We start from the raw sequence: 20235 nt of genomic DNA, 5'->3' as shown, positions 1-20235 counted from the left end.
TCTGCTTCCATGCGCCGATTCGCCCTTGCTCTATTGCTGCTCCCCGCCCTGTCCGTGCCCTCCATGGCACAGGTCTATCAAGGCAACTGGTCCTGCCGGGATTCATCCACAAACAGGGTCGGCATCCTGACCATCTATGGCAGCGTCTATGGCTGGGCCTCGCGCACCACCGGCGACCCAAATTCGGGCACCGGCACGCTGACCCCCTATCAGGACGGCGTTGGCCTCAACGACGGCAACCTGAAGACCAATATGGGCGTTCAGGCCGCGCGCATGGTGGAAGATCCGGTCAACGGCGTAGCCGTGCAGCTCGAAACCGCCGACGCCATCGTGATGCTCTGCACGCCGCGCTGAGCGCTTTCAACAGCCCTACAAAGCTCTCCAGACGCGCCCACACGCAGGTTCTCTGCGGGTTTGGTGCTGCCTCGCGGCACGCGCTTATTTCCGCGCAGCCCCCCTCCGAAGGTAGGGGCTTGAACTTTTCTACGGTTTGAGCATTTTAGAGGGGCAATGCCGGGCCCCTCTGGTCATGGACTCTCCATGGCGATGTCGGAATTGCTCCACCTCGTTACATGGAGAAGGTCCGGCGTATGGAAACGCTTATTGCCGCCCTTTCGGGCGATTTTCTCGGTACCCCCGTCTACTTCTGGGTCGCGTTCATCGCGATCGTCATTGGTCTGCTTGTCTTCGACCTCGGCATTCTGCACAAGGATGAGCACGAGATCGAAGCCAAGGAGAGCCTGCTGCTCTATGGCTTTTACGTCCTGATTGCCCTCGCCTTCGGCGCCTGGGTCTGGTTCCAGCGTGGCGCCCAGGCCGGTCTCGAATTCTACACCGGCTATCTGATCGAGCAGTCGCTCGCGATGGACAACATGTTCGTCATCGCGACCATCTTCAGCTTCCTAGGCATCCCCCGGCTTTACCAGCACCGCGTGCTCTTCTGGGGCATTCTGGGCGTTATCGCCTTCCGCGCCATCCTCATCGGCGTCGGCGCTGCGCTCGTCTACCAGTTCAACTGGGTCCTGTTCTTCTTCGGCGCCTTCCTGGTGTTCACCGGCATCCGCATGTTCAAGCATGAGGATGAAGAGCCGAGCATGGAAGACAACAAAATCTTCCAGTTCCTGAACAAGCGCTTCCGCATCACCAAGCAGCTCCATGGCCGCCACTTCGTGGTCAAGCAGCCCCACCCAACCACCGGCAAACTCGTCACCTGGCTGACCCCGCTGGCCGTCGCGCTCATCATGGTCGAAATCGTCGACCTGATCTTCGCCGTCGACTCGGTGCCGGCCGTCTTTGCGGTGACGCAGGACACGTTCATCGTCTACACCTCGAACATCTTCGCGATCCTTGGTCTGCGCGCCCTCTACTTCGCTCTGGCCGCCGCGATGAACCGCTTCCGCTACCTCCAGGTCTCGCTCGCGATCATCCTGGTGCTCATCGGTATCAAGATCTTCCTCGTGCCGCTGCACATCCACATCGACACCCTGCTCTCGCTCGGCGTCACCATCGGCATTCTCGCCGGCGGCGTGCTGTTCTCGCTCTGGAAGACACGCAACGAGCCCAATATCAGCGCCCAGGAAGACCCCAAGCAGGGTCATCTCGAGCCCTGATCCGACTTCTCTGAATGCAAAGGGGGCGACCCGGTTGACCCGGGCCGCCCCTTTTTTGTATCTTGTTTTGACAACACCCGTTGGAGGCCCTGTCCAGAAATGATCTGAAACCGCACCCAAGACGCTTCTGATCTGTCTCAGCACCCCCGCATCGGGGCCCGGCTGGTCATGATGGCGCGCGTGGCAGCGGTCGATCTACGGACGGCCCAACTCTCTTCCTGATCTGCATCTGCTCGCGCCATCGGCGTCTCTGTCGGCCCGCATCTGCGTGGCTCCGCAATTGCGTTGCCTGCGCGTTTTTACGCCAGGCCGCACCCAATGCATTCGAATGGCCGCGAGGAAAGCGCCTCGGGCCAGAAGGATAGACTCATGCCGAAAAACCCGTTCCAGCGTCCGCAGCCCATCAACCACAGCCACAATGTGCCGCGGCACGGACAACAACAGCATCTGCCGCAAAAACTGCAGACAAAGCCCAAGCAACAGGGCGCGAAATCTGGTCTGCCTCCCCTCGAAAAGCTCCTGAGCGGCGATCGACAGCACTAGACGGCACGGGGCCGGCGCAAGCGCCGGCCCCGTTTTCTCAGGAATGCCAGAAGCTTCGCCGGTGACAACTTTCTTCGCCACAGTATCGGAGAAGCATCGCTCTAAACTTGCCGCATTTGGCCAATAGCAAAACTGTCATGTAACCAAGGAGAAGCGCAGATGGGTGTGATCCACGAGATTGTCTTCGACTGCAACAATCCGGCCGAACTTGCCCGCTTCTGGGCCAAACTGCTCGATGGCTATGACGTCCGTCCATATGACGAGGAAGAGATTGCGCGCCTTGCAACCCTGGGCCTGACGCCGGAGACCGACACGACTGTCATGGTCGACGGCCCCGGCCCCTCCTTCTGCTTCCAGAACGTCGATGGCCGCGTCTACGACAATAACCGCGTCCATCTTGATATCGAAACCGAGGACCGTGGCGGCGATGTCAAACGCATGAAGGAAGCCGGGGCCAGCGTCGATCGCGTCCTGCCGACCTACACGGTCATGCGCGACCCCGAGGGCAACCAGTTCTGCCTCGTGGACCAGCGCATCCCCACAATGGCCGCGGCCTGACAGAAAACGTGCTGACACGCGTTGTCAGCGCGACGCGCTAGACCGGGTTCATCGAAACGAGGAGAGCCCCATGTCGCTGATCGCAACCTGTCACTGCGGCGCCACGCGCATCACCCTGTCTCACCTGCCTGACAACGCGAAGAGCTGCAACTGCACCTTCTGCCAGCGCACCGGCGCCGTCTGGGTCTATTTTGAAGAGGGTGAACTGCAGTTCGAGGCGCTTGACGGCGACAAGATCTATTCAGCCAGCGGCGGCATGAACGAGCACCACTTCTGTTCCAACTGCGGCATTCACACCTGGGGCAGTTCGCCAGACTGGTCTTCGGCCTACAACGCCGACGGCACGCCCAAGGGCGAGCCCGGCGTCATGCCGACCAAGCGCAGCTTTGCAGTCAACCTGAACACGGTCGACACGATCGATTGGTCCACGATCAGTGTTCAGAAGATGGACGGCCGCAACAACTGGTAGGCGGCATATCCGGGCGGCGAAACCAGACACTGCATATGAAAAGGCCCGCAGCAGCAGCGCGGGCCCAAATGCCTGGGGCTTAATGCCCTTCGAACGCCATCAGCGAATTCACATTGACCTTCTCGGCCCGCAGCTTGTCCGCCCCACCCAGGTCAGGCAGGTCAATGACAAAGGCTGCATGATCGCAGACGGCGCCCGTGCGGCGGATCAGGCTGACGGCCGCGATAGCTGTACCGCCCGTGGCGATCAGATCGTCGACGATCAGCACCTTATGCACATCGCTCAGCACGTCAGCGTGGATTTCGATGGTGTCGACGCCATATTCCAGCGCGTAGTTCTGGCCGATCGTCGTGCCGGGCAGCTTGCCGCGCTTGCGCACCGGCACAAAGCCCACGCCCAGCGCAATGGCCACGCCGGCGCCGAAGATGAAGCCACGCGCCTCGATGCCGGCCACATGGGTAAAGCCCATGCCCCGATGAGCGGCCGCGATGCGCTCTACGCTCTCCTTGAATCCTTCCGGATGCTCGATCAGCGTGGTGATGTCACGAAACAGAATCCCCGGCTTGGGGTAGTCCGGAATGGTCCGGACGAGCGACTTCAGGTCGATCGGCATGGAAGGCCTTGTGAGTCTGGTTTGTCAGGGAGTGCGGCGGCCGACAATGTGCCGGGCGATGACGCCGGCATTGTAAGCTGCATTGCGAGTGGCGTTAACCGCTGCCTCGCGGGCTTTTGGATTGTTGGCGACAGCCTGGATACCAGCTCGAACGGCAGGGTGGCGGCTCATGGTCACGGCGGCGGACACGACAGTGACAGCCAGACGAATGGCGGACAAGGGAACCTCCCCAAGAGAACCGGTACGGCTTCATATTGCGGCTGAGGCCATGATTGGCAAGGGCCTTGCGCCAATGTGAGCCAAAAAGAAAGGGGCCCGGCGGGCCCCTTTTGTAGCTTTCGCGCTTGCTCCGCCAGGGAGCCAACCACGCAAAACCGCCCGGTGGGCAGTCTTGCAGCGATGGTTAGTGCTCGATACCGCTCCAGAGCTTGCGCTTGGTGCCGTACATCAGGCCTGCGAAGAGCACGAGGAAGATCAGCACGGCGAAACCGGTCTGCTTACGCGAGACGAGGTGAGGCTCGGCCATCCACATCATGAACGCAGCGACGTCGGTCGAATACTGCTCCAGCGTGTGCGGAACGGTGGTGCCGTTCTCGGCTTCGGCATATTCGACAACGCCGTCGGACAGCGGCGGCCCCATGCCAATCGCGTGGCCCGGGAAGTAGTCGTTGTAGTGCTTGCCATCCGGCAGCTGGAACGGAGCGCCGTCAGAGCCATGCGGGGCATCTTCCGGCACTTCGTCATGATAGCCGTTCAGCAGGGCGTGGATGTAATCCGGGCCGCCTTCCTGATAGGCCGTGAAGTAGTTGAACACCCAGGTCGGGAACGGATCCTTGACGCCGCGGGCCTTGGCCAGCACCGAGAAGTCCGGCGGCAGCGAACCACCATTGGCGTCACGAGCGTCCTGGTCGCTCGCAAACGGCGAGGGCCAGCGGTCGGCGGGCACAGCAGCGCGACGGCCGCCATCGGCAGTCGCATCGGCGACTTCGTATTCAGCCGCAAGCGCACGAACCTGCGCTTCGGAGAACTCCGGGCCGCCCTCTTCCATCAGGTTGCGGAAGGCCAGGAGGTGAGCACCGTGGCAGCTCGAGCAAACTTCGCGGAAAACCTGGAAGCCGCGCTGGAGCTGGTTGGTGTCGTAGGTGCCGAAGATACCGCCGAACGACCAAGCCTGGCGTTCGACGTGGGCGCCGGCTTCGGCTGCCTGAGCAGCCGGAGCCATGGAGAGACCGGCCACGAGAGCGGCAGCGGCAATGATGAGCTTATGCATGTTCATTCTCGTCGCCCCAATCACGCGTGTGCCTTGCCGAGAACGCTCTCGGAAATGCTGGTTGGCAGCGGCTTGGGCGTTTCGATACGCGACAGAACCGGCAGGATGACCAGGAAGTAGAGGAAGTAGTAGGCCGTGCAGACCTTGGCGAGCGTCGTGTAAGGCTCGGCCGCTTCCTGTGCACCCAGGTACATCAGTGCGATGAAGTTGATGACGAACAGCGCATAGAACCACTTGAACATCGGGCGGAAGGTACCGGCACGAACCTTGGAGGTGTCGAGCCACGGCACGATCAGCAGGCAGAGCATCGCGCCGCCCATGGCGATCACGCCGCCGAGCTTGGAGTCGATGAACAGGATGTTGAAGTCGATGGCGCGCAGGATCGTGTAGAACGGCAGCAGGTACCATTCGGGCACGATGTGAGCCGGCGTCACCTGCGGATTCGCCATGATGTAGTTGTCGGGGTGACCCAGAATGTCCGGTGCGAAGAATACGAACCAGGCAAACGGGATCATGAAGACCACCATCGCGAACAGGTCCTTCATCGTATAGTAGGGATGGAAGGGAACGGTGTCGCGGCTGTCCTTCACTTCGACGCCGACCGGGTTGTTGTTGCCCGGAACGTGCAGCGCCCAGATGTGGAGCGCCACGACGGCTGCGATGATGAACGGCAGCAGGTAGTGCAGCGAGAAGAAGCGGTTCAGGGTCGGGTTGCCAACGGCAAAGCCACCGAGAACGAGCTGCTTGATGCTGTCACCGACCAGCGGAATGGCCGAGAAGATGTTCGAGATAACCGTGGCACCCCAGAACGACATCTGGCCCCAGGGCAGGATGTAGCCCATGAACGCAGTCGCAGTGGTGAGCAGGAAGATCACGACGCCCAGGATCCAGAGGATTTCGCGCGGGGCCTTGTACGAGCCGTAGAAGAGACCGCGAAACATGTGGATGTAGAGCGCCACGAAGAACATCGAAGCACCCACGGCGTGGGTCGCCTGGATGACGCGGCCGCCGCTGACGTTGCGGCGGATGTGTTCGACCGAGTCGAAAGCCAGCGCCACATTGGGCGTATAGTGCATCGCAAGGATGATGCCGGTGACGATCTGCACACCGAGGCACATCACGAGGATAGCGCCGAAAGTCCACCAGTAGTTGAGGTTCTTCGGCGTGGGGAAGTCCATGAGATGTTCTTTGGCGAAACGCACCACCGGCAGGCGGTCGTCCAGCCACTTCTCAACGGCATTTCCCGGAACGTAAGTCGAATGTTCTGACATCGGAAAAGCCCCCACTAACCGATCTGGACCAGCGTATCGCTGAGGAATTCATACGGCGGCACGACCAGATTCTTGGGTGCGGGACCGCGACGGATGCGACCAGCCGAGTCGTAGTGCGAACCATGGCACGGGCAGAACCAGCCATCGAAATCGCCCGACTGACCGACCGGGATACACCCGAGGTGCGTACAGTTGGCGATCATGATGAGCCACTCTTCATGGCCCGGCTTGGTGCGCTGCTCGTCGGTTTCCGGATCCTTGAGTTCGGAGAGCGGAACAGCCTTGGCCTCTTCGATCTCCTTGGGCGTACGGTGACGCACGAAGACCGGCAGACCACGCCACATGATGGTCACCGACTGCCCTTCGGCAATCGGGGACACGTCATACTGAATGCTGGCGAGAGCCAGCGTGGACGCGTCCGGATTGAGCTGGTTGATCAGCGGCCATACCACCGCGGCGGCACCAACTGCGCCAACGGCGCCGGTGGCGACAAAGAGAAAATCCCGCCGGTTGGTGGTTGAGTGTTCTGCTTGCGTGGACAAGTCCGTTTCCCCGTACGATGCACAAATGACGGAACCGGCGCCGACCTTCGACCACATAAGCAGAATCGTCAGCCAGCCGCCCTCAAGCGGTCCGTCAGTTGGGGTTCTTTTTGCACTGTCGGAGGGGCTTGTCCAGTGTGCGGCGGGTGACAGTTTGCGAGAGCGCAACTATATCCTAGGATCAAACCTCTCCAATGGACCGGGCAAGGCCCGTGGACGCCTGCCTTGTCGCTCGATCTCGCCCTATATCAGCCTGATATTCCGAACAATACCGGCACATTAATCCGCCTCGGCGCTTGCCTCGGATTGACGGTACACATCATTCACCCCACTGGCTTCCCGATCACGCCGCAAAATCTGGCGCGGGCCGGGCTCGATTATGTGGAGCATGCCGTGATCCGGCAGCATGATAGCTTCGAGACGTTTGACGCTTGGCGCAGCGAGGCGGGTCGGCGGCTAGTCCTCCTCACCACCAAATCCAGCCAGTCCGCCTATGAGGCCCTCTACACCGATGGCGACATTCTTCTTCTCGGGCGCGAAAGTGCCGGCGTGCCCGATTCCGTTGCGGCGCGCAGCGACCTCCGGGTGCGCATCCCAATGCAGCCGGGCTTGCGCTCGATCAATGTAGCCCTCGCCGGCAGCATGATAGCTGGCGAGGCCCTGAGACAGATTGGCCGCTTTACAGAGCTTAGCTGAAAGTTCATTCCCTCTCCCATGACCCTCCCAGCCGATATCGAAACCAAGAAAATCACCGCCGCCGCCTGGTTCCGCGCCCTGCGCGACCGCATCTGTGCCGGCCTCGAAGCGATCGAGGCCGAGGTGACCGGCCCCAATGCCCACATGCCCGCCGGCAAGTTCGAGCGCACCCCCTGGGATCGCGCCGCGGGCGGCGGGGGCGAGATGTCCATGCTGCATGGCCGGGTTTTCGAGAAGGCCGGCGTCCATATCTCGACCGTTCACGGCAATTTCTCCGAAGACTTTGCCAAGCAGATGCCGGGCACCGAAGCCGGCACGGCCTTCTGGAGCTCGGGCATTTCGCTCATCATACACCCATGGAACCCGCACGTTCCGGCTGTGCACATGAACACACGCATGATCGTGACCGGCAAGCAGTGGTGGGGCGGCGGCGCCGACCTTACCCCGGTACTCGACCGCAAACGGACCCAGGACGATCCCGACACGCTCGAATTCCACGCCGCCATGCGCGCCGCCTGTGAAGGTAGGCCGGGCGTCGACTATGATCGCTTCAAGGCCTGGTGCGACGAATACTTCTTCCTCCCCCACCGCAACGAAGCGCGCGGGATCGGCGGGATTTTCTACGACCACTTCAATTCCGGCGATTGGGACGCCGACTTTGCCTTCACCCAGGCCGTCGGCGAATCCTTTCACGACATCTATCCCAAGCTGGTACGCCGCCACTTCGAAACCGCCTGGACCGAGGCTGAACGCGAGGAGCAACTGGTGCGCCGCGGTCGCTATGTCGAGTTCAACCTGCTTTACGATCGCGGCACCACTTTCGGTCTCAAGACCGGCGGTAACGTGAACTCGATTCTGTCTTCCATGCCGCCGGCGGTCCGCTGGCCCTGAACCCGGACAAGCGATGAGCCTGACCGACCTCCACATCGAAGGCTATCGCTCGGTACGCAACCTGCGCCTGCCTGTGCGGCAATTGACCGTGCTGGTGGGCGCCAATGGCGTCGGCAAGACCAATATCTACCGGGCCCTCGAACTGGTGCGGCTGGCAGCAACCGGCGAACTCTCCATGGCCATCGCCCGCGAGGGCGGCTTGGCCTCAGTGCTCTGGGCGGGCGAGCGGCGCATCAACGAGCGCTCCCGCCTCAGCCTCGAAGTGGGGCTGGATATGGCAGGCCCCAACGCCGACGCGGTTTTTCTTCCCCGCTACAGGGTAGAAGTCGGCTTCGGCGACTCCAAATACGAGGCGGTCTTTGCCGAGGAACCGCAGATCAGGCTCGAAAGCCTCGAACTACCGGGCAAGCGCTCCGTCACACTGCTGGAGCGCAAGGGCCCTGCCGGCTGGTTTCGCGACGAGGAGGGCGCGCGCCGCCAGTTCGACGATCCGCTTCTTGCCAGCGAAACCGCCCTTGCTGCACTGCGCGGCACCATACCCGAGCTCGATGCCGTTCGGCACCTGCTCTCCAACTGGCGCTTCTATCACGGTTTCCGAACCGACTCGGACGCGCCGCTCCGCCGGCCCGCCCTCGCCACCACCGCGCCCCTTCTGGACGCCGATGGCGGCAACCTTGCAGCCGTGTTCGCAACGCTCGTCCACATTCGCGGCGACACGGTCGACCTAGATGCAGCGATCGACGCGGCATTCCCCGGAGCCAGGCTTATCGTCCCGCCGCCCGGCAAGACGGCAGAATTCTCGCTCGTTTTCCCCGACCTGCCGAACAGGCCCTTTGGCGCTGGCGAGCTCAGCGACGGCACGCTGCAGTTCCTCGCCCTGATGGGCGCCTTGCTATCCTACCGCCTCCCCCCGCTCATCGCCCTCAACGAACCGGAAGCGAGCCTCCATCCGGACCTGCTCCCGGCCCTGGCCCGCGCCATTGCGAAGGCAGCCGAGCGCAGCCAGGTCTGGGTCGTCACGCACTCCCAGGTGCTCGCCGATGCGATTGCCGAGGAGACCGGCATCACGCCCCGCCAGGCCATCCGACGCGATGGCGGCACCTCAATCGAGGGCATCTCGGAACTCGGCATATTCTTCGACGAATAAGGGAACTTCTCGAAGCGGAATGCATTTTCCCCTCTACCCTTCTGACAGGTAAGGAGAATGTCCCATGAAACGCTTCGATTCCGGTACGCTCATTCCTGGCTCGACCTGGAAGGCCGAGGCCGAAAGCGAGGCGGAGGTGGTGCGTCGCGCCGTTGAAAACCTCAAGGCTTTTCACGGCGAAACCGAAGTCCGGCCGGACATGGTGCAACGCATCAAGGACCGCATCGTCGACGTGGACGGCAAGGGCGCCGTAAAGCACTAAGCCCTTACCGACCAAGCCTTTCCCACAGCTCGTCCCTGCTGAGGGAAAAGGCGCTGTCCACCCAAAGTGCTTCAAGCCGGGCCAGGGTTTCCCCCACCTCTGGCCCGGGGGCAACCCCTCGCGCCACCACATCGCCACCCGCAATGGGCAATTTTGGGTCAGGCAGCCGCGAGATTTCCCGCGCCGCTTCCATCAGTCGGTCGCGCGGCCAATTGTTTTGCGCCGCGGCTACGGCCATGCCCTCGACAGCATCCTCATCATAACGATAGACGCCAAGCACCACGCGATCTTCCGCCATCAGCGCAGCCGCATCGGCAACGTGCCGAGCCGCCTCAACCACCGCGTTTGAAAGCCGCCACCGCGTCTGCAGCGCATCGATGTCGCCGGCAGCAACGAGCGCCAGCCGTGCCGATGGGCTGTGGCCGCCCAGCACTTCATATCGCAGCACCGCCGCCAGATCGTGCCGCGACAGCGTCAACAGCCCGATCTCATTCATCACGGCGACCGTCAGCGCAATCTTGGGCAGACCAAGCATCCGGATCATTTCCGAACCCACGCGCTCCGCCGAAAGGTGATCGAGTTGCCCCACCGCCAACTGGCAGGCCGACAGCCCCTCGGCGTCGAGCTTTTCTTCGCCATGGCTCGCGGAAAAACGGAAGAAGCGATAAACGCGCAGACCATCTTCGGCGATGCGCTCGGCAGCATTGCCGATGAAGCGCACCCGGCCATTGAGCGCGTCTCCTGCCCCCTTCAATGGATCAAAGAGCGTCCCGTCGAAATCGCAATAAAGCGCGTTCATCGTGAAATCGCGGCGCTTGGCGTCTTCCGTCCAGTCGGTGCCGAACTGCACCTGGGCGTGACGGCCATCGGTCAGCACATCGCGCCGCAGCGTCGTCACCTCGACGCTGGTCTCGTTGAGCCGGAGCGTCACCGTGCCGTGGTCAATGCCGGTCGGATATGTTGCGATTCCCGCCGCCTTGGCCCGCTGCATGACCACAACCGGCAGCAATTCCGTCGCCATGTCGATGTCAGCCTCGGGGCGCCAGCGCCCCATCAGCGTATCGCGCACAATGCCGCCCACAGCGCGGGTCTTTCCCGCCTGCCCGTCGAGCACGGCGAAAATGGTCTGCACATCCGGGTTATCGAGCCACTCGGCCTTGGGCAGATGTTTGGGAATCATGCCTCAACCTCGCCCAGCACGAGATCGCGAAACTTACGCGTCAGATTGGCGGTAATGCCCCAGATGATGTGGCCGTCGTGGTCGATCTGCCAGGTCACGTGTTCCTTACCGCCCCGCTTGATACGAAAATGCCCATAACTCGCTGAATCAAGAATGCGCCGCAGCGGCACCTCGAACACGGAGTGAACCTCGCCGGGATTGGGCACGAACGGCCCCGACGGAAAAACCTCGGCCACCACAGGCGTGATGAGATAGTTGCTGCCGGTAAAATAGGGTTCCATATAGCCGAGCACATTGGCCTCGTGGGTCAAAAGCCCAACTTCCTCATAGGCCTCGCGCAGCGCCGCCGCCCCGGCATGCAGATCAGAAGCATCGATCTTGCCGCCCGGAAACGCCACCTGCCCCGAATGCGAGCGCAGGTCCGGCGAACGTTCAGTGTAAAGGACGGTATGCCCCTCGGGCCGGCGAACAAGGCCGATCAGCACGGCGGCAGGCGTGGGGGGCCGAGAAAAAGGCTCGAGCGGCGCCCAGTCGGGAACCAGCTCATCGTCAGTCGACGCGGTCGCCGGCGGCTCGGCCAGCAGACGACCGGCAAGCAGTTCGGCAATCGGCATATCGAAGGGCAAGGAAGCGTCCGGATCATTCAGCATCTCGGACGGGAGTTTATGCCAGCCCCCGCCCCGATGCACCCGTTTTGATCGCCTCAGACGCCGGCTTCGAACGCCGCGATCGATCCGGTGAGGGTCTTGGCCAGATTTGGGTCGTCAGCCAGCAGCAACACGCGGCTGGTATCGACCGGGCCTGGGAACTGGATGTTCCCGGGGGTCGTGGTCACCCAGCCGAGCGGGCAATAGTAATCCTGGTCGCCGACCAGGAGCACAAAGTGCCCCTCGCCGCGCGCCATGGCCCGCTTGCTGACTTCCATGGCCAACAGCTTGCCCGCACCACGCTTGCGGAAATTGGGGTGGGTAGCCAGGGGTCCAAGCAGATAGCCCTTCATGCCGCCGACGCTGATCGGGGTCATCCAGACCGAACCCGATGGCGTGCCGTCGATTTCCGAGATCAGGCTCAGGCTGGGATCGATCGGGAACCGCTCGCGAACCCGGAAAGCCGTACGCGCAAACCGGCCAGGGCCAAAGGCAATGGCCTGCAGCTCTTCGACGAAAGCATCGTCGGCAGGCGTAGCAGGCCGCACGACAGGCTGGCCAGAAACAGGGGTAGCGACGGCCTCGGCCGCAACGAGCGTTGTCATTGGTTCATCCAGGGAAAATTTGTGCAGAAAGACAAACGGCAACCCGAGGGCACCGCGCGACACGACCAACTAGGGTCGTCGGAACATCTGCAAAACCTTCACCATCCTGGACGCCTCCACGTCTGAATCCGCATTAGCACCAGCATTGTCGGCCGTAAATGGGAATATCGGCGTCATGACGGAAATTCCTGTTGTCTCTTGGATCGGTGTATCCCAATTGCACAACGCATTGTTGCGCCCGCGGTGCCTTATCGGTCCTCGTTGCGATGACTAAGTTCAAAGTCACAAACCGAGGCACGCCGCACCAGAACGGGCAAAGCCGACAGCAAGATGACCGGAAAGGACAAAAGATGGGACAATTGATCGACGGAAAGTGGTCGGACAAGTGGTACGACACGAGCAAGACCGGCGGTAAGTTTGTCCGCTCGACCTCCGGCTTCCGCAACTGGGTCACCCCCGATGGCGCACCCGGCCCGTCCGGCGAAGGCGGCTACGCGGCTGAAGCAGGCCGCTACCATCTCTATGTGTCGCTGGCCTGCCCCTGGGCCCACCGCACCCTGATCTTCCGCAAGCTCAAGGAACTCGATGGCCTGATCTCGGTTTCGATCGTCTCGCCCAAGATGCCCGACGAAACCGGCTGGAGCTTCAAGACCGACGAAGGCTCGACCGGCGACACCCTGCTGGGCAAGGAATTCCTGCATCAGGTCTATACCGCCGCCAAGCCCGACTATACCGGCCGCGTCACCTTGCCCGTGCTCTGGGACAAGAAGACCAACACCATCGTTTCCAACGAAAGTGCGGAAATCATCCGCATGTTCAACTCGGCTTTCAACGAGCTGACCGGCAATACCGACGACTACTATTCCGAAGCCCTGCGCGAGACGATCGATACGCTCAACGCCCGCGTCTATGACGACATCAACAACGGCGTCTACAAGGCCGGCTTTGCGACGACGCAAGCCGCCTATGAAGAGGCCGCCAACAAGCTCTTCGACGCGCTCGACTGGGTTGAGTGCCTGCTCGGCGAAAACGCCTACCTGACCGGCGACACCATCACCGAGGCCGACTGGCGCCTGTTCACCACGCTGGTTCGCTTCGATGCGGTCTACTTCGGCCACTTCAAGTGCAACCGCCGGCAGATCGCGGAATACCCGAACCTGTCGCATTACCTCAAGGCGCTCTACGAAGTGCCCGGCGTCAAGGAAACGGTCGATATCGACCACATCAAGACGCACTACTACTGGAGTCACATCACCATCAATCCGCACCGCGTCGTGCCGATTGGCCCAGAGTTGTCCTTTCTGGACTAAGCCCTGGTGACCGTCCCTCCCCTTTGACCGGGGAGGGAAAACGGGCGCTCAGTACCCCCAGACATCCCGCTTGGGCGCGCCGTCGAACACTTCGTCGATGCGCTGGGAAGTCGCGGGGGTCACCCCTTCTGGCAGTTTGGTAATGTCAAACCAGCCACCCTCGGAAATCTCGTGGTCCTTCTTGCGCACAAAGACGAACTCGTGCGAGCGCGCCACATAGAAGAGCACGTGGTCGCGGTTCGTGACCGAGCTGGTATTGTGATAGACGCCGAAAAGCTCCATCGGGCCGGTCACGCGGTGACCCGTTTCCTCGAGCGTTTCGCGCGCGGCCGAGAACTCTGCCGTTTCGCCCGGCTCGATACCGCCGCCAGGAAATTGCCATCCGGGAATGAGCGTGTGGCGGATCAGATAAACCTTGTTTCCATCGATCAGCATCACCCGCGTGCCGATGGTCATGTGCCTGATGATCCCGATAATGGTGAGAAACACCTTGGCGCGGACGCGCTGGAATCGGTTCATCATGCTGGTTTCTCCGTCAATTCTGCCCCGAGGGGTAGCGTTTCCTGCGCAAAAGTCGATAGCGCTTTTTGCGGTTTTCCGATGCATCCAATCACGAACACAGTGCATTCCTGCAAAACGGCACCCCGGTCAGTAACTAGTTTTTGCCCGGAAAATCCGACTTTGGCAGTCGATTGACCGTTTCCCTGCGCAAAACCTTCTGGCACAACCCCTCCCGATGATCACGCTCGCGCACATATCGGACATTCACCTCTCGCCCCTGCCTGAGGTGGCTTTGAGTGACCTCGTCGGGAAACGTGTAACCGGCTACCTCAACTGGAAGCTGAAGCGCCACGGCGAACTCAATTCCGAAACCCTTGGCCGTCTCGTTTCGCATATGCAGGAACAGAACGCCGATTTCACTGCCGTCACCGGTGACCTCACCAATCTTGCCCTGCCCGCCGAAGTGCGCCGCGCCGGCAAGTGGTTGCAAGACCTGGGAGACAGCGAACGCATCGCCGTTTGCCCGGGCAACCACGACGCCTACGTGCCCGGCGCGCTGGAAATGGCGCGGGACATGTGGGGCGACTACCTCAAGGGCGAAACGCTCGAAGGCTCGCCCTTCCCCTTCGTTCGTCGCATCGGCGAACTCGCCATCATCTCTTGCTCGAGCGCCGTTCCTACCGCGCCATTCTTTGCCATCGGCCGGTTCGAGGAAAAGCAGGCAGCCCGGCTCGACCGGATGCTGAAGCTTCTGGGTGATGCCGGCTATTTCCGCGTCGTACTTATTCACCATCCGCCGAATGCCGAGCTGCAGCACCCTTCCTTCGGCCTCAAGGGGCACCGGCTTTTCCGCAAGGTCATCGCCGCCCGTGGCGCCGAAATGATCCTGCACGGCCACACCCACCGCTCCTCGATCCACCATATTCCGGGCCTCGACCACGAAGTGCCGGTGATCGGCGTTGCCGCCGCCAGCGCTGCACAGGGCGGCACGCTGGATGATCCGGCCCGCTACAATCTCTTCCGGATCGAGAAGAACGGCGCCGGCTGGACCTGCACCATGCGTGAATACGGCTTCCAGCGCATCGGCAGCGACATCGTCATGCGCATGCAGATGCGGATCTACTGAGTCCGTTCGTCTGGCGGCGCCCACAACTTCGAAAGGCTCCACCGGAACCTTTCACTTTCGGGAGGTCGCGAAGCCCCACTCCCGCCACAGCCGCAAATCACCTATATGATGATGCAAAGCCGCGTGAGTTGCCCGTGACCGAATCCTTTTCCATTCTGCCGCCGAGTTTTGACGCAAGCACCGGCGAAGCTCGCTTCGCCTATCGCCTAGGCGAACTGAACTTCACCGAAGTTCTGGATCTGCCGAACATCACCCGGCCGGAAGCGGCTGAAAGCCCCGCTTTCCGCAAGCTGCTCGACCTCACGGCCTTCGTTCTGGGCGTAAGCTACTTCAAGCTGCGCGCGCCCTTCGACATCACGGCCCCGGACATCAAGCTGACCGAGGCCGAGCGCGCTTTCGTCATCGATGTCTACGAAAACGGCCTCGGGGAATTCTACGCCCGCAACAATCTCGCCCGTTTTGGTCGCCTGAAACTGAGCACGGCCGAAGATGGCGTCTCGCGCAAACCCGCCCCTACCCTGCCCGAACGCACCCTGCTGCCCATCGGCGGCGGCAAGGATTCGCTGGTCAGCGTCGAACTCCTGAGCCATGTCGGCGTCGATTTCACGCCCTTCGCGGTCAATCCCAAGGGCCCGATAATCACCTCGGTCGAGGCCATCGGCCGCCAGCCCGTCTATGTGATGCGCAAGCTCGACCCCGAAATGATCCGGCTTGGCAAGGAACCCGGATACTATAACGGCCACGTTCCCTCGACCGCGATCAACTCGATGATCGCCTCGCTCTGCGCTCTGCTCTTTGGCTACGACCAGATCGTGCTGAGCAATGAGCGCTCGGCCAGCGAAGGCAATGTCGAGTTCGATGGCCGCGAAACCAACCACCAATACTCAAAATCCCTCGGCTTCGAGCTGCTGATTGCCGACATCCTCGCCAACGCGACCGGCGGCGCCCTGAAGTATTTTTCGCTGCTGCGCCCCTATTCGGAAGCGCGGATCGCCTCGCTGTTCACCCAGGGCCAGCGGTTCGACTCGGTCTTTTCGAGCTGCAATCGCAACTTCCGCCTCACGGGCAACGATGGCCCGCTCTGGTGCGGCGAGTGCCCGAAGTGCCACTTCGTTTTCCTGATCTTCGCCCCTTTCATGTCGAAAGAGCGTCTGCTCAGGATTTTCGGCAAGAACCTGCTTGATGTGCCTGAATACGAACGCTCTTTCCGTGAACTGTCCGGCCTTGCCGGCCAGAAACCTTGGGAATGCGTGGGCGAAATCCTCGAAGCGGCCGCCTGTTTCTACACGCTGACCCGACACGCCGATTGGCACGAAGACGCCGTCGTGCGCGCCGTAAAGGCCGATCTCTTCGCCCAATATGGCGAGGAGCGGCTGCAATTGGCCATGGCCGAATGCCTCACCGATAGCCACGACCACCACATTCCTCCGGCGCTCGCCGCCAAGGTGGCCGCCTATGCGGTTTGACGAGCCCGTTCTGCTCTATGGCGCCGGCCGCGAAGCCAATTCCACCCGGCACTTCCTGCACCGCCTGCAGCCGGACCTGAAGATCTTCGTCACGGTCGATTCCGGCTCCACCGACATTCCGGATACCGAAGCCATCGCGCCGTCCGACCTGTCCGCGGCAATTGCCGCCCGCCGCTTCGGCAGCATCGTCAAAAGCCCCGGTGTCTCGCGCTACAAGCCCTTTTTCGCCGAGGCTTCGGCCGCCGGCATCCCGATCACCTCGAACCTCAACCTCTGGGGTGCGACCTATCGTGCCGATCGCACGGTCATCGCCATCTCCGGCACCAAGGGCAAGTCGACAACGGCGACGCTCGTCCACCTGATGCTGGTACGCTCCGGCCTCGACGCGGGCCTTGCCGGCAATGTCGGCCTCGCGCCGCTCGAAATCGCGGACAAACACGCCATCGTCGTCTTCGAGCTCTCAAGCTACCAGACCGCCGATATGGGCTTTATCCCTGACGTGGCGGCCATCACCAATCTCTACCCCGAGCATGTCGACTGGCACGGCTCGGTCGAGCGCTATTACGACGACAAGCTCAACCTCGTTGACCGCGACGGCAACTTCGCCGTTGCCCTCGGTCAGGCCGCCGCCGCGAACGCCCGCGTCGCCAAGGCAGTGCGCGACCACCGACGGCTCGTAAAGCCGCTCTCCGCCGAACAGGCCATGGCCATCGAAGGCGCCGTGTCGCGGTCCCGCCTCAAGGGCGCGCACAACCTCGACAACGCCGTCCTCGCCGCCGAAATCGCCTTCGCCGTTGGCGCCAGCATGGATGGCGTTCTGGCAGGCATTGCCGCGTTCCGCCCCTTGCCCCACAGACTCGAAGAGCATCGTTTCGGCGACGTCACCATAGTCAACGATTCCATCTCCACGACACCCGAAGCGACCAAGGCCGCCCTCGCCGCCTATCCGGCTCGCCGCATTGCCCTGATCGCTGGCGGCCACGAGCGCCAGCAGGACTATGCTGAACTTGCAACGCTCCTGAGCCAGCGCGGCGTGACGACGCTAGTCACCCTGCCCGTAACCGGCGAACGCCTCGCCGCCGCCGCACGCAAGGCCGCGCCCGATATCGACGTGACAGAAGTGCCCGACCTCGACGCTGCCGTCGCCGCTCTGGAAGAAAAGCGTGACCGCTTCGACACTGTCATCCTCTCGCCAGGCGCCCCGTCCTATAACCAGTTCAAGAATTTCGAAGAGCGCGGGCATCGCTTCGTAGAACTCTGCAAAACCCATTTTTCGGACGCACAATCATGAACGGTGCCGCCTATCTCGCCATCGCCATCGTCGGCGAAGTGATCGCCACCTCATTCCTGCGCGCCTCGGCCGGCTTTACCCAGCTCGTCCCGTCCGTCGTCGTGGTGGTGGGCTATTGCGTGACCTTCTACTTCTTCTCGCTGGCGCTCCAGACCATCCCGGTCGGCATCGGCTACGCCATCTGGTCTGGCGTCGGCATCATCCTCGTTTCGATCATCGCCTTCTTCGCCTACGGCCAGACGCTCGACCTACCGGCGCTGATCGGCATCGGCCTGATCCTCGCCGGGGTGCTGGTGATCAACCTTTTCAGCCACTCAAGCGCCCACTGATCAGAAGGCGGTCACTAGCGAGATCGGCGGCACGCCCGCGTCAAACAGCGCCGTGCGGATGCGGTCAAGGAGCGCGCTGTCGGTAATCCGCCGCCTCAACTGCGTGATGATGCCGACATTGCGGAAGCTCTGCACCTCCAGCACGCGGGGCAATTGGCGCGCCACCTGTGCGTCATCCCCCGCCCCCTGCGCCGCCATGATGGCAAGGATCGGCCCGATCTCGCGATCCGCGCGGGCATAGATTTCGGCATAGCGTGCCGCCTTGGCGAAATCGCCCTCCCGAAGAGCCGCCAGCGTCGGCACGCCATAGTACCAGTCAGGAATGATCGTGTAGGCACTGAGCGCTCGCTGGGCGATGACGATGGCCTGGTCGAGCTGCCCGATGAAGGCCATGTGCCGCGCATGGGCCGCGAGCGCATCCATGTTGGACGGGTTGGATTGGAGAGAGGTGCCATAGGCGGCTTCCGCCTGGGCATGCTCTCCCTGTGCTTCGTAAAGCCGGGCGCGCTGCTCCCAAACGAAACTACTGGTCGGCGAAACCTGCACCGCTTGTGCCAGCAACTCGTTCGCCGTACGAAAACGCTCCAGCCGCGTTGTCGGCGTCGATGTGCCGAATTCGTTCTCCTCGGCAGTCAGGCTCGCCATCACCGCCAGCGCTACACCGGTATTCCGATCCTCGACCGAAAGCGCGCCATAGCAGGACTTCGCCCGCTCCGCCGCGCCGAGGGTCGACGTCTCCCGATACATGGTGAAAAGCTGCCGGCAGAGATAAAGGTTCTCTCCACCCGAAAGCGTGTTCCGGCTGAGAAACTGCCGCGCACGCGTGTGCAAGGGGCCGCGAGGATTACCGAGCACGGCCAGAAGATCGATCGAGAGCCGATCGATTCGACCCGGATCGGATAGCTGCTCCTCGGTCAGAATCAGCGATCGATTCCAGATCACGCTATTGGTCGAGAGGTCGGTCAGAATCACGCTGTACTGTAAATTGGCAGGCACAGCAGGGTCGCGACGCACGATGCCGGTGAGCACATAGCCATCAGCCGGCATCGGCGCAGAATTTGCCTCCCCACGCCCCCCATAGTCGACAACGAGGAACCGAAGGGGCTCCAGCCGGTCCACGAGATCGACCGCCAGACCCGAAACAGCCGCTGTAATCGTCGGGTCATCCGTGAGATTCTGAAACTCCATGATCCGCAGGTGCGGCTGCTGTATGAGGCCGTTCCGCGCCTCCGTCTGCACCTGCCGCGGCCCCCAGGTCGAGAGCGAATAGGCCAGCGCCGCCGCCCCAATGGCGATGACGAGCAGCACGAACCACGAAATGGTCACGTGCCCCTTGCGTCTCGGCGCCGCCAGCGCCGCGTCGAGTTCTTTATCGAAAGTCCTCTGCCCGCGCCGCGCCGGGGGGGCCGGACCGGTCCCATCCGCGACAATGAAATCAGGCACATAGCGCCCGATCGGCAAGGTGATCTGAAGCTTTTCCTCGGCGCCGGGGCCCCGATAGTATTGATCCAGCAGCGCCCGGAGACGCCTCGCCTGCACGCGCACGATCGGGTCGGTCTGCGGATCGAAGTCCGAAGGCCGCCCGAAGACGTCAACGGCGATCGAATAGGCCTTGATCGATTGGGTGTCGCCATCGAGTCGGCGTTTGACGATGTATTCAAGAAAACGAGTGAGTTGCGGCGACCTGGCCATTTCTGACCACGCCGTCAGGCGATCCAGTGCCGCGAGCACCGCATCCTTGTCGTCCCGGTCATCGACCATTTTACCCCCACTGGGAGGTTAATAGTCATTGCTAACATGTAAAAAGCAAGAGCGACTTACTCTCATTTTACGCGAGTTTGCCTACCCGCCTCGCCCGACCTCCCTCATATGGCGGACGTCGGGTCGATTAGTCCGGCACTCCTCCCG

General features: G+C 62.1%; 24 protein-coding genes. 14 read left to right on the top strand and 10 right to left on the bottom strand.

The annotated features are described in order from the left end of the window. Positions 1–9 precede the first annotated feature (9 nt). From J0I64_RS02310 to J0I64_RS02290, 5 genes are all read left to right on the top strand, one after another. Positions 10–354: a hypothetical protein gene (locus J0I64_RS02310; protein WP_291406018.1), complete on the top strand. Its 345-nt coding sequence runs from the start codon at positions 10–12 to the stop codon at positions 352–354. A gap of 236 nt (positions 355–590) precedes the next feature. Next, positions 591–1610, top strand: a complete 1020-nt coding sequence (locus tag J0I64_RS02305; protein ID WP_291406017.1) for a TerC family protein — start codon at positions 591–593, stop codon at positions 1608–1610. A gap of 369 nt (positions 1611–1979) precedes the next feature. After that, entirely contained in the window at positions 1980–2153 is a 174-nt protein-coding gene (locus J0I64_RS02300) for a hypothetical protein (protein WP_291406016.1), read from the top strand. A gap of 159 nt (positions 2154–2312) precedes the next feature. Further along, entirely contained in the window at positions 2313–2711 is a 399-nt protein-coding gene (locus tag J0I64_RS02295; protein WP_291406015.1) for a VOC family protein, read from the top strand. Positions 2712–2781: 70 nt separating this feature from the next. After that, complete coding sequence (locus J0I64_RS02290) at positions 2782–3180, top strand: GFA family protein (RefSeq protein ID WP_291406014.1); 399 nt, start codon at positions 2782–2784, stop codon at positions 3178–3180. Positions 3181–3259: 79 nt separating this feature from the next. Here J0I64_RS02290 and J0I64_RS02285 read toward each other — a convergent pair whose 3' ends face one another. From J0I64_RS02285 to petA, 5 genes are all read right to left on the bottom strand, one after another. Beyond that, entirely contained in the window at positions 3260–3793 is a 534-nt protein-coding gene (locus tag J0I64_RS02285) for an adenine phosphoribosyltransferase (protein ID WP_291406013.1), read from the bottom strand. A gap of 24 nt (positions 3794–3817) precedes the next feature. Next, complete coding sequence (locus tag J0I64_RS02280) at positions 3818–4012, bottom strand: hypothetical protein (protein WP_291406012.1); 195 nt, start codon at positions 4010–4012, stop codon at positions 3818–3820. Positions 4013–4196: 184 nt separating this feature from the next. After that, positions 4197–5063 (bottom strand): cytochrome c1, encoded by an 867-nt coding sequence (locus J0I64_RS02275; protein ID WP_291406011.1) that lies wholly within the window; start codon positions 5061–5063, stop codon positions 4197–4199. 20 nt (positions 5064–5083) lie between these two features. Then, positions 5084–6334 carry a cytochrome b/b6 gene (locus J0I64_RS02270; protein WP_291406010.1) on the bottom strand — a complete coding sequence of 417 codons (1251 nt, stop codon included), beginning with the start codon at positions 6332–6334 and terminating at the stop codon, positions 5084–5086. A 14-nt stretch (positions 6335–6348) separates the two neighbouring features. Then, positions 6349–6933: a ubiquinol-cytochrome c reductase iron-sulfur subunit gene (petA, locus tag J0I64_RS02265; protein ID WP_291406009.1), complete on the bottom strand. Its 585-nt coding sequence runs from the start codon at positions 6931–6933 to the stop codon at positions 6349–6351. 168 nt (positions 6934–7101) lie between these two features. Between petA and J0I64_RS02260 the strand changes: the two genes are divergently transcribed. The 4 genes from J0I64_RS02260 (at position 7102) to J0I64_RS02245 (ending at position 9872) form a co-directional block, all read left to right on the top strand. After that, entirely contained in the window at positions 7102–7572 is a 471-nt protein-coding gene (locus J0I64_RS02260; protein WP_291406008.1) for a tRNA (cytidine(34)-2'-O)-methyltransferase, read from the top strand. Between the two features lie 18 nt (positions 7573–7590). After that, the gene (gene hemF, locus J0I64_RS02255) at positions 7591–8463 is read left to right on the top strand and encodes an oxygen-dependent coproporphyrinogen oxidase (RefSeq protein WP_291406007.1); all 873 of its coding nucleotides are present in this window, start codon (positions 7591–7593) and stop codon (positions 8461–8463) included. Between the two features lie 13 nt (positions 8464–8476). After that, the gene (locus J0I64_RS02250; protein WP_291406006.1) at positions 8477–9610 is read left to right on the top strand and encodes an AAA family ATPase; all 1134 of its coding nucleotides are present in this window, start codon (positions 8477–8479) and stop codon (positions 9608–9610) included. A 64-nt stretch (positions 9611–9674) separates the two neighbouring features. After that, positions 9675–9872, top strand: coding sequence for a DUF1059 domain-containing protein (locus J0I64_RS02245; RefSeq protein WP_291406005.1), 198 nt, complete (start codon positions 9675–9677; stop codon positions 9870–9872). Positions 9873–9876: 4 nt separating this feature from the next. Here the strand turns inward: J0I64_RS02245 and J0I64_RS02240 are convergent, their stop codons facing one another. The 3 genes from J0I64_RS02240 to J0I64_RS02230 all read right to left on the bottom strand — a co-directional run bounded on the left by J0I64_RS02240 (position 9877) and on the right by J0I64_RS02230 (position 12304). After that, entirely contained in the window at positions 9877–11052 is a 1176-nt protein-coding gene (locus J0I64_RS02240; RefSeq protein WP_291406004.1) for a CCA tRNA nucleotidyltransferase, read from the bottom strand. Next, complete coding sequence (locus J0I64_RS02235) at positions 11049–11678, bottom strand: CoA pyrophosphatase (protein ID WP_291406003.1); 630 nt, start codon at positions 11676–11678, stop codon at positions 11049–11051. Before J0I64_RS02235 ends, J0I64_RS02240 begins: the two co-directional genes overlap by 4 nt. A 77-nt stretch (positions 11679–11755) precedes the next feature. Beyond that, a complete protein-coding gene (locus J0I64_RS02230) occupies positions 11756–12304 on the bottom strand; it encodes a GNAT family N-acetyltransferase (protein WP_291406002.1) in 549 nt (182 codons plus the stop codon). Between the two features lie 350 nt (positions 12305–12654). Here J0I64_RS02230 and J0I64_RS02225 point away from each other — a divergent pair, with 350 nt between their 5' ends. Beyond that, positions 12655–13614 (top strand): glutathione S-transferase family protein, encoded by a 960-nt coding sequence (locus J0I64_RS02225; RefSeq protein WP_291406001.1) that lies wholly within the window; start codon positions 12655–12657, stop codon positions 13612–13614. Between the two features lie 48 nt (positions 13615–13662). Here J0I64_RS02225 and J0I64_RS02220 read toward each other — a convergent pair whose 3' ends face one another. Then, positions 13663–14136 carry an NUDIX domain-containing protein gene (locus tag J0I64_RS02220; protein ID WP_291406000.1) on the bottom strand — a complete coding sequence of 158 codons (474 nt, stop codon included), beginning with the start codon at positions 14134–14136 and terminating at the stop codon, positions 13663–13665. A gap of 214 nt (positions 14137–14350) precedes the next feature. On the opposite strand from J0I64_RS02220, the gene J0I64_RS02215 reads away from it, so the two are divergent. The 4 genes from J0I64_RS02215 (at position 14351) to J0I64_RS02200 (ending at position 18327) form a co-directional block, all read left to right on the top strand. Further along, on the top strand, positions 14351–15241 hold the full coding sequence (locus J0I64_RS02215) for a metallophosphoesterase (protein WP_291405999.1): 891 nt from the start codon (positions 14351–14353) through the stop codon (positions 15239–15241). A gap of 134 nt (positions 15242–15375) precedes the next feature. Beyond that, the gene (locus J0I64_RS02210; protein ID WP_291405998.1) at positions 15376–16707 is read left to right on the top strand and encodes a hypothetical protein; all 1332 of its coding nucleotides are present in this window, start codon (positions 15376–15378) and stop codon (positions 16705–16707) included. Then, positions 16697–17998 (top strand): UDP-N-acetylmuramoyl-L-alanine--D-glutamate ligase, encoded by a 1302-nt coding sequence (murD, locus tag J0I64_RS02205; RefSeq protein WP_291405997.1) that lies wholly within the window; start codon positions 16697–16699, stop codon positions 17996–17998. The genes J0I64_RS02210 and murD overlap by 11 nt, the downstream gene beginning before the upstream one ends. Continuing rightward, positions 17995–18327 carry an SMR family transporter gene (locus tag J0I64_RS02200; protein WP_291405996.1) on the top strand — a complete coding sequence of 111 codons (333 nt, stop codon included), beginning with the start codon at positions 17995–17997 and terminating at the stop codon, positions 18325–18327. The genes murD and J0I64_RS02200 overlap by 4 nt, the downstream gene beginning before the upstream one ends. Here J0I64_RS02200 and J0I64_RS02195 read toward each other — a convergent pair whose 3' ends face one another. Then, positions 18328–20088, bottom strand: coding sequence for a hypothetical protein (locus J0I64_RS02195; protein ID WP_291405995.1), 1761 nt, complete (start codon positions 20086–20088; stop codon positions 18328–18330). Between the last annotated feature and the right edge of the window lie 147 nt (positions 20089–20235).

It is taken from the genome of Devosia sp. (genome assembly GCF_017307565.1).
Classification (GTDB): domain Bacteria; phylum Pseudomonadota; class Alphaproteobacteria; order Rhizobiales; family Devosiaceae; genus Devosia.
The sequence above is the reverse complement of the archived record's forward strand: the minus strand, read 5'-3'. Positions and strand labels throughout refer to the sequence as shown.

Bases quoted from the DNA above. Each gene is read 5' to 3' on its own strand.
- J0I64_RS02270 (WP_291406010.1), bottom strand. From the start codon at position 6,334: ATGTCAGAACATTCGACTTACGTTCCGGGAAATGCCGTTGAGAAGTGG.
- hemF (WP_291406007.1), top strand. From the start codon at position 7,591: ATGACCCTCCCAGCCGATATCGAAACCAAGAAAATCACCGCCGCCGCC.
- murD (WP_291405997.1), top strand. From the start codon at position 16,697: ATGCGGTTTGACGAGCCCGTTCTGCTCTATGGCGCCGGCCGCGAAGCC.
- J0I64_RS02230 (WP_291406002.1), bottom strand. From the start codon at position 12,304: ATGACAACGCTCGTTGCGGCCGAGGCCGTCGCTACCCCTGTTTCTGGC.
- petA (WP_291406009.1), bottom strand. From the start codon at position 6,933: ATGTGGTCGAAGGTCGGCGCCGGTTCCGTCATTTGTGCATCGTACGGG.
- J0I64_RS02245 (WP_291406005.1), top strand. From the start codon at position 9,675: ATGAAACGCTTCGATTCCGGTACGCTCATTCCTGGCTCGACCTGGAAG.
- J0I64_RS02300 (WP_291406016.1), top strand. From the start codon at position 1,980: ATGCCGAAAAACCCGTTCCAGCGTCCGCAGCCCATCAACCACAGCCAC.
- J0I64_RS02250 (WP_291406006.1), top strand. From the start codon at position 8,477: ATGAGCCTGACCGACCTCCACATCGAAGGCTATCGCTCGGTACGCAAC.
- J0I64_RS02215 (WP_291405999.1), top strand. From the start codon at position 14,351: ATGATCACGCTCGCGCACATATCGGACATTCACCTCTCGCCCCTGCCT.
- J0I64_RS02275 (WP_291406011.1), bottom strand. From the start codon at position 5,063: ATGCATAAGCTCATCATTGCCGCTGCCGCTCTCGTGGCCGGTCTCTCC.
- J0I64_RS02305 (WP_291406017.1), top strand. From the start codon at position 591: ATGGAAACGCTTATTGCCGCCCTTTCGGGCGATTTTCTCGGTACCCCC.
- J0I64_RS02285 (WP_291406013.1), bottom strand. From the start codon at position 3,793: ATGCCGATCGACCTGAAGTCGCTCGTCCGGACCATTCCGGACTACCCC.
- J0I64_RS02200 (WP_291405996.1), top strand. From the start codon at position 17,995: ATGAACGGTGCCGCCTATCTCGCCATCGCCATCGTCGGCGAAGTGATC.
- J0I64_RS02240 (WP_291406004.1), bottom strand. From the start codon at position 11,052: ATGATTCCCAAACATCTGCCCAAGGCCGAGTGGCTCGATAACCCGGAT.
- J0I64_RS02295 (WP_291406015.1), top strand. From the start codon at position 2,313: ATGGGTGTGATCCACGAGATTGTCTTCGACTGCAACAATCCGGCCGAA.
- J0I64_RS02310 (WP_291406018.1), top strand. From the start codon at position 10: ATGCGCCGATTCGCCCTTGCTCTATTGCTGCTCCCCGCCCTGTCCGTG.
- J0I64_RS02220 (WP_291406000.1), bottom strand. From the start codon at position 14,136: ATGATGAACCGATTCCAGCGCGTCCGCGCCAAGGTGTTTCTCACCATT.
- J0I64_RS02195 (WP_291405995.1), bottom strand. From the start codon at position 20,088: ATGGTCGATGACCGGGACGACAAGGATGCGGTGCTCGCGGCACTGGAT.
- J0I64_RS02290 (WP_291406014.1), top strand. From the start codon at position 2,782: ATGTCGCTGATCGCAACCTGTCACTGCGGCGCCACGCGCATCACCCTG.
- J0I64_RS02225 (WP_291406001.1), top strand. From the start codon at position 12,655: ATGGGACAATTGATCGACGGAAAGTGGTCGGACAAGTGGTACGACACG.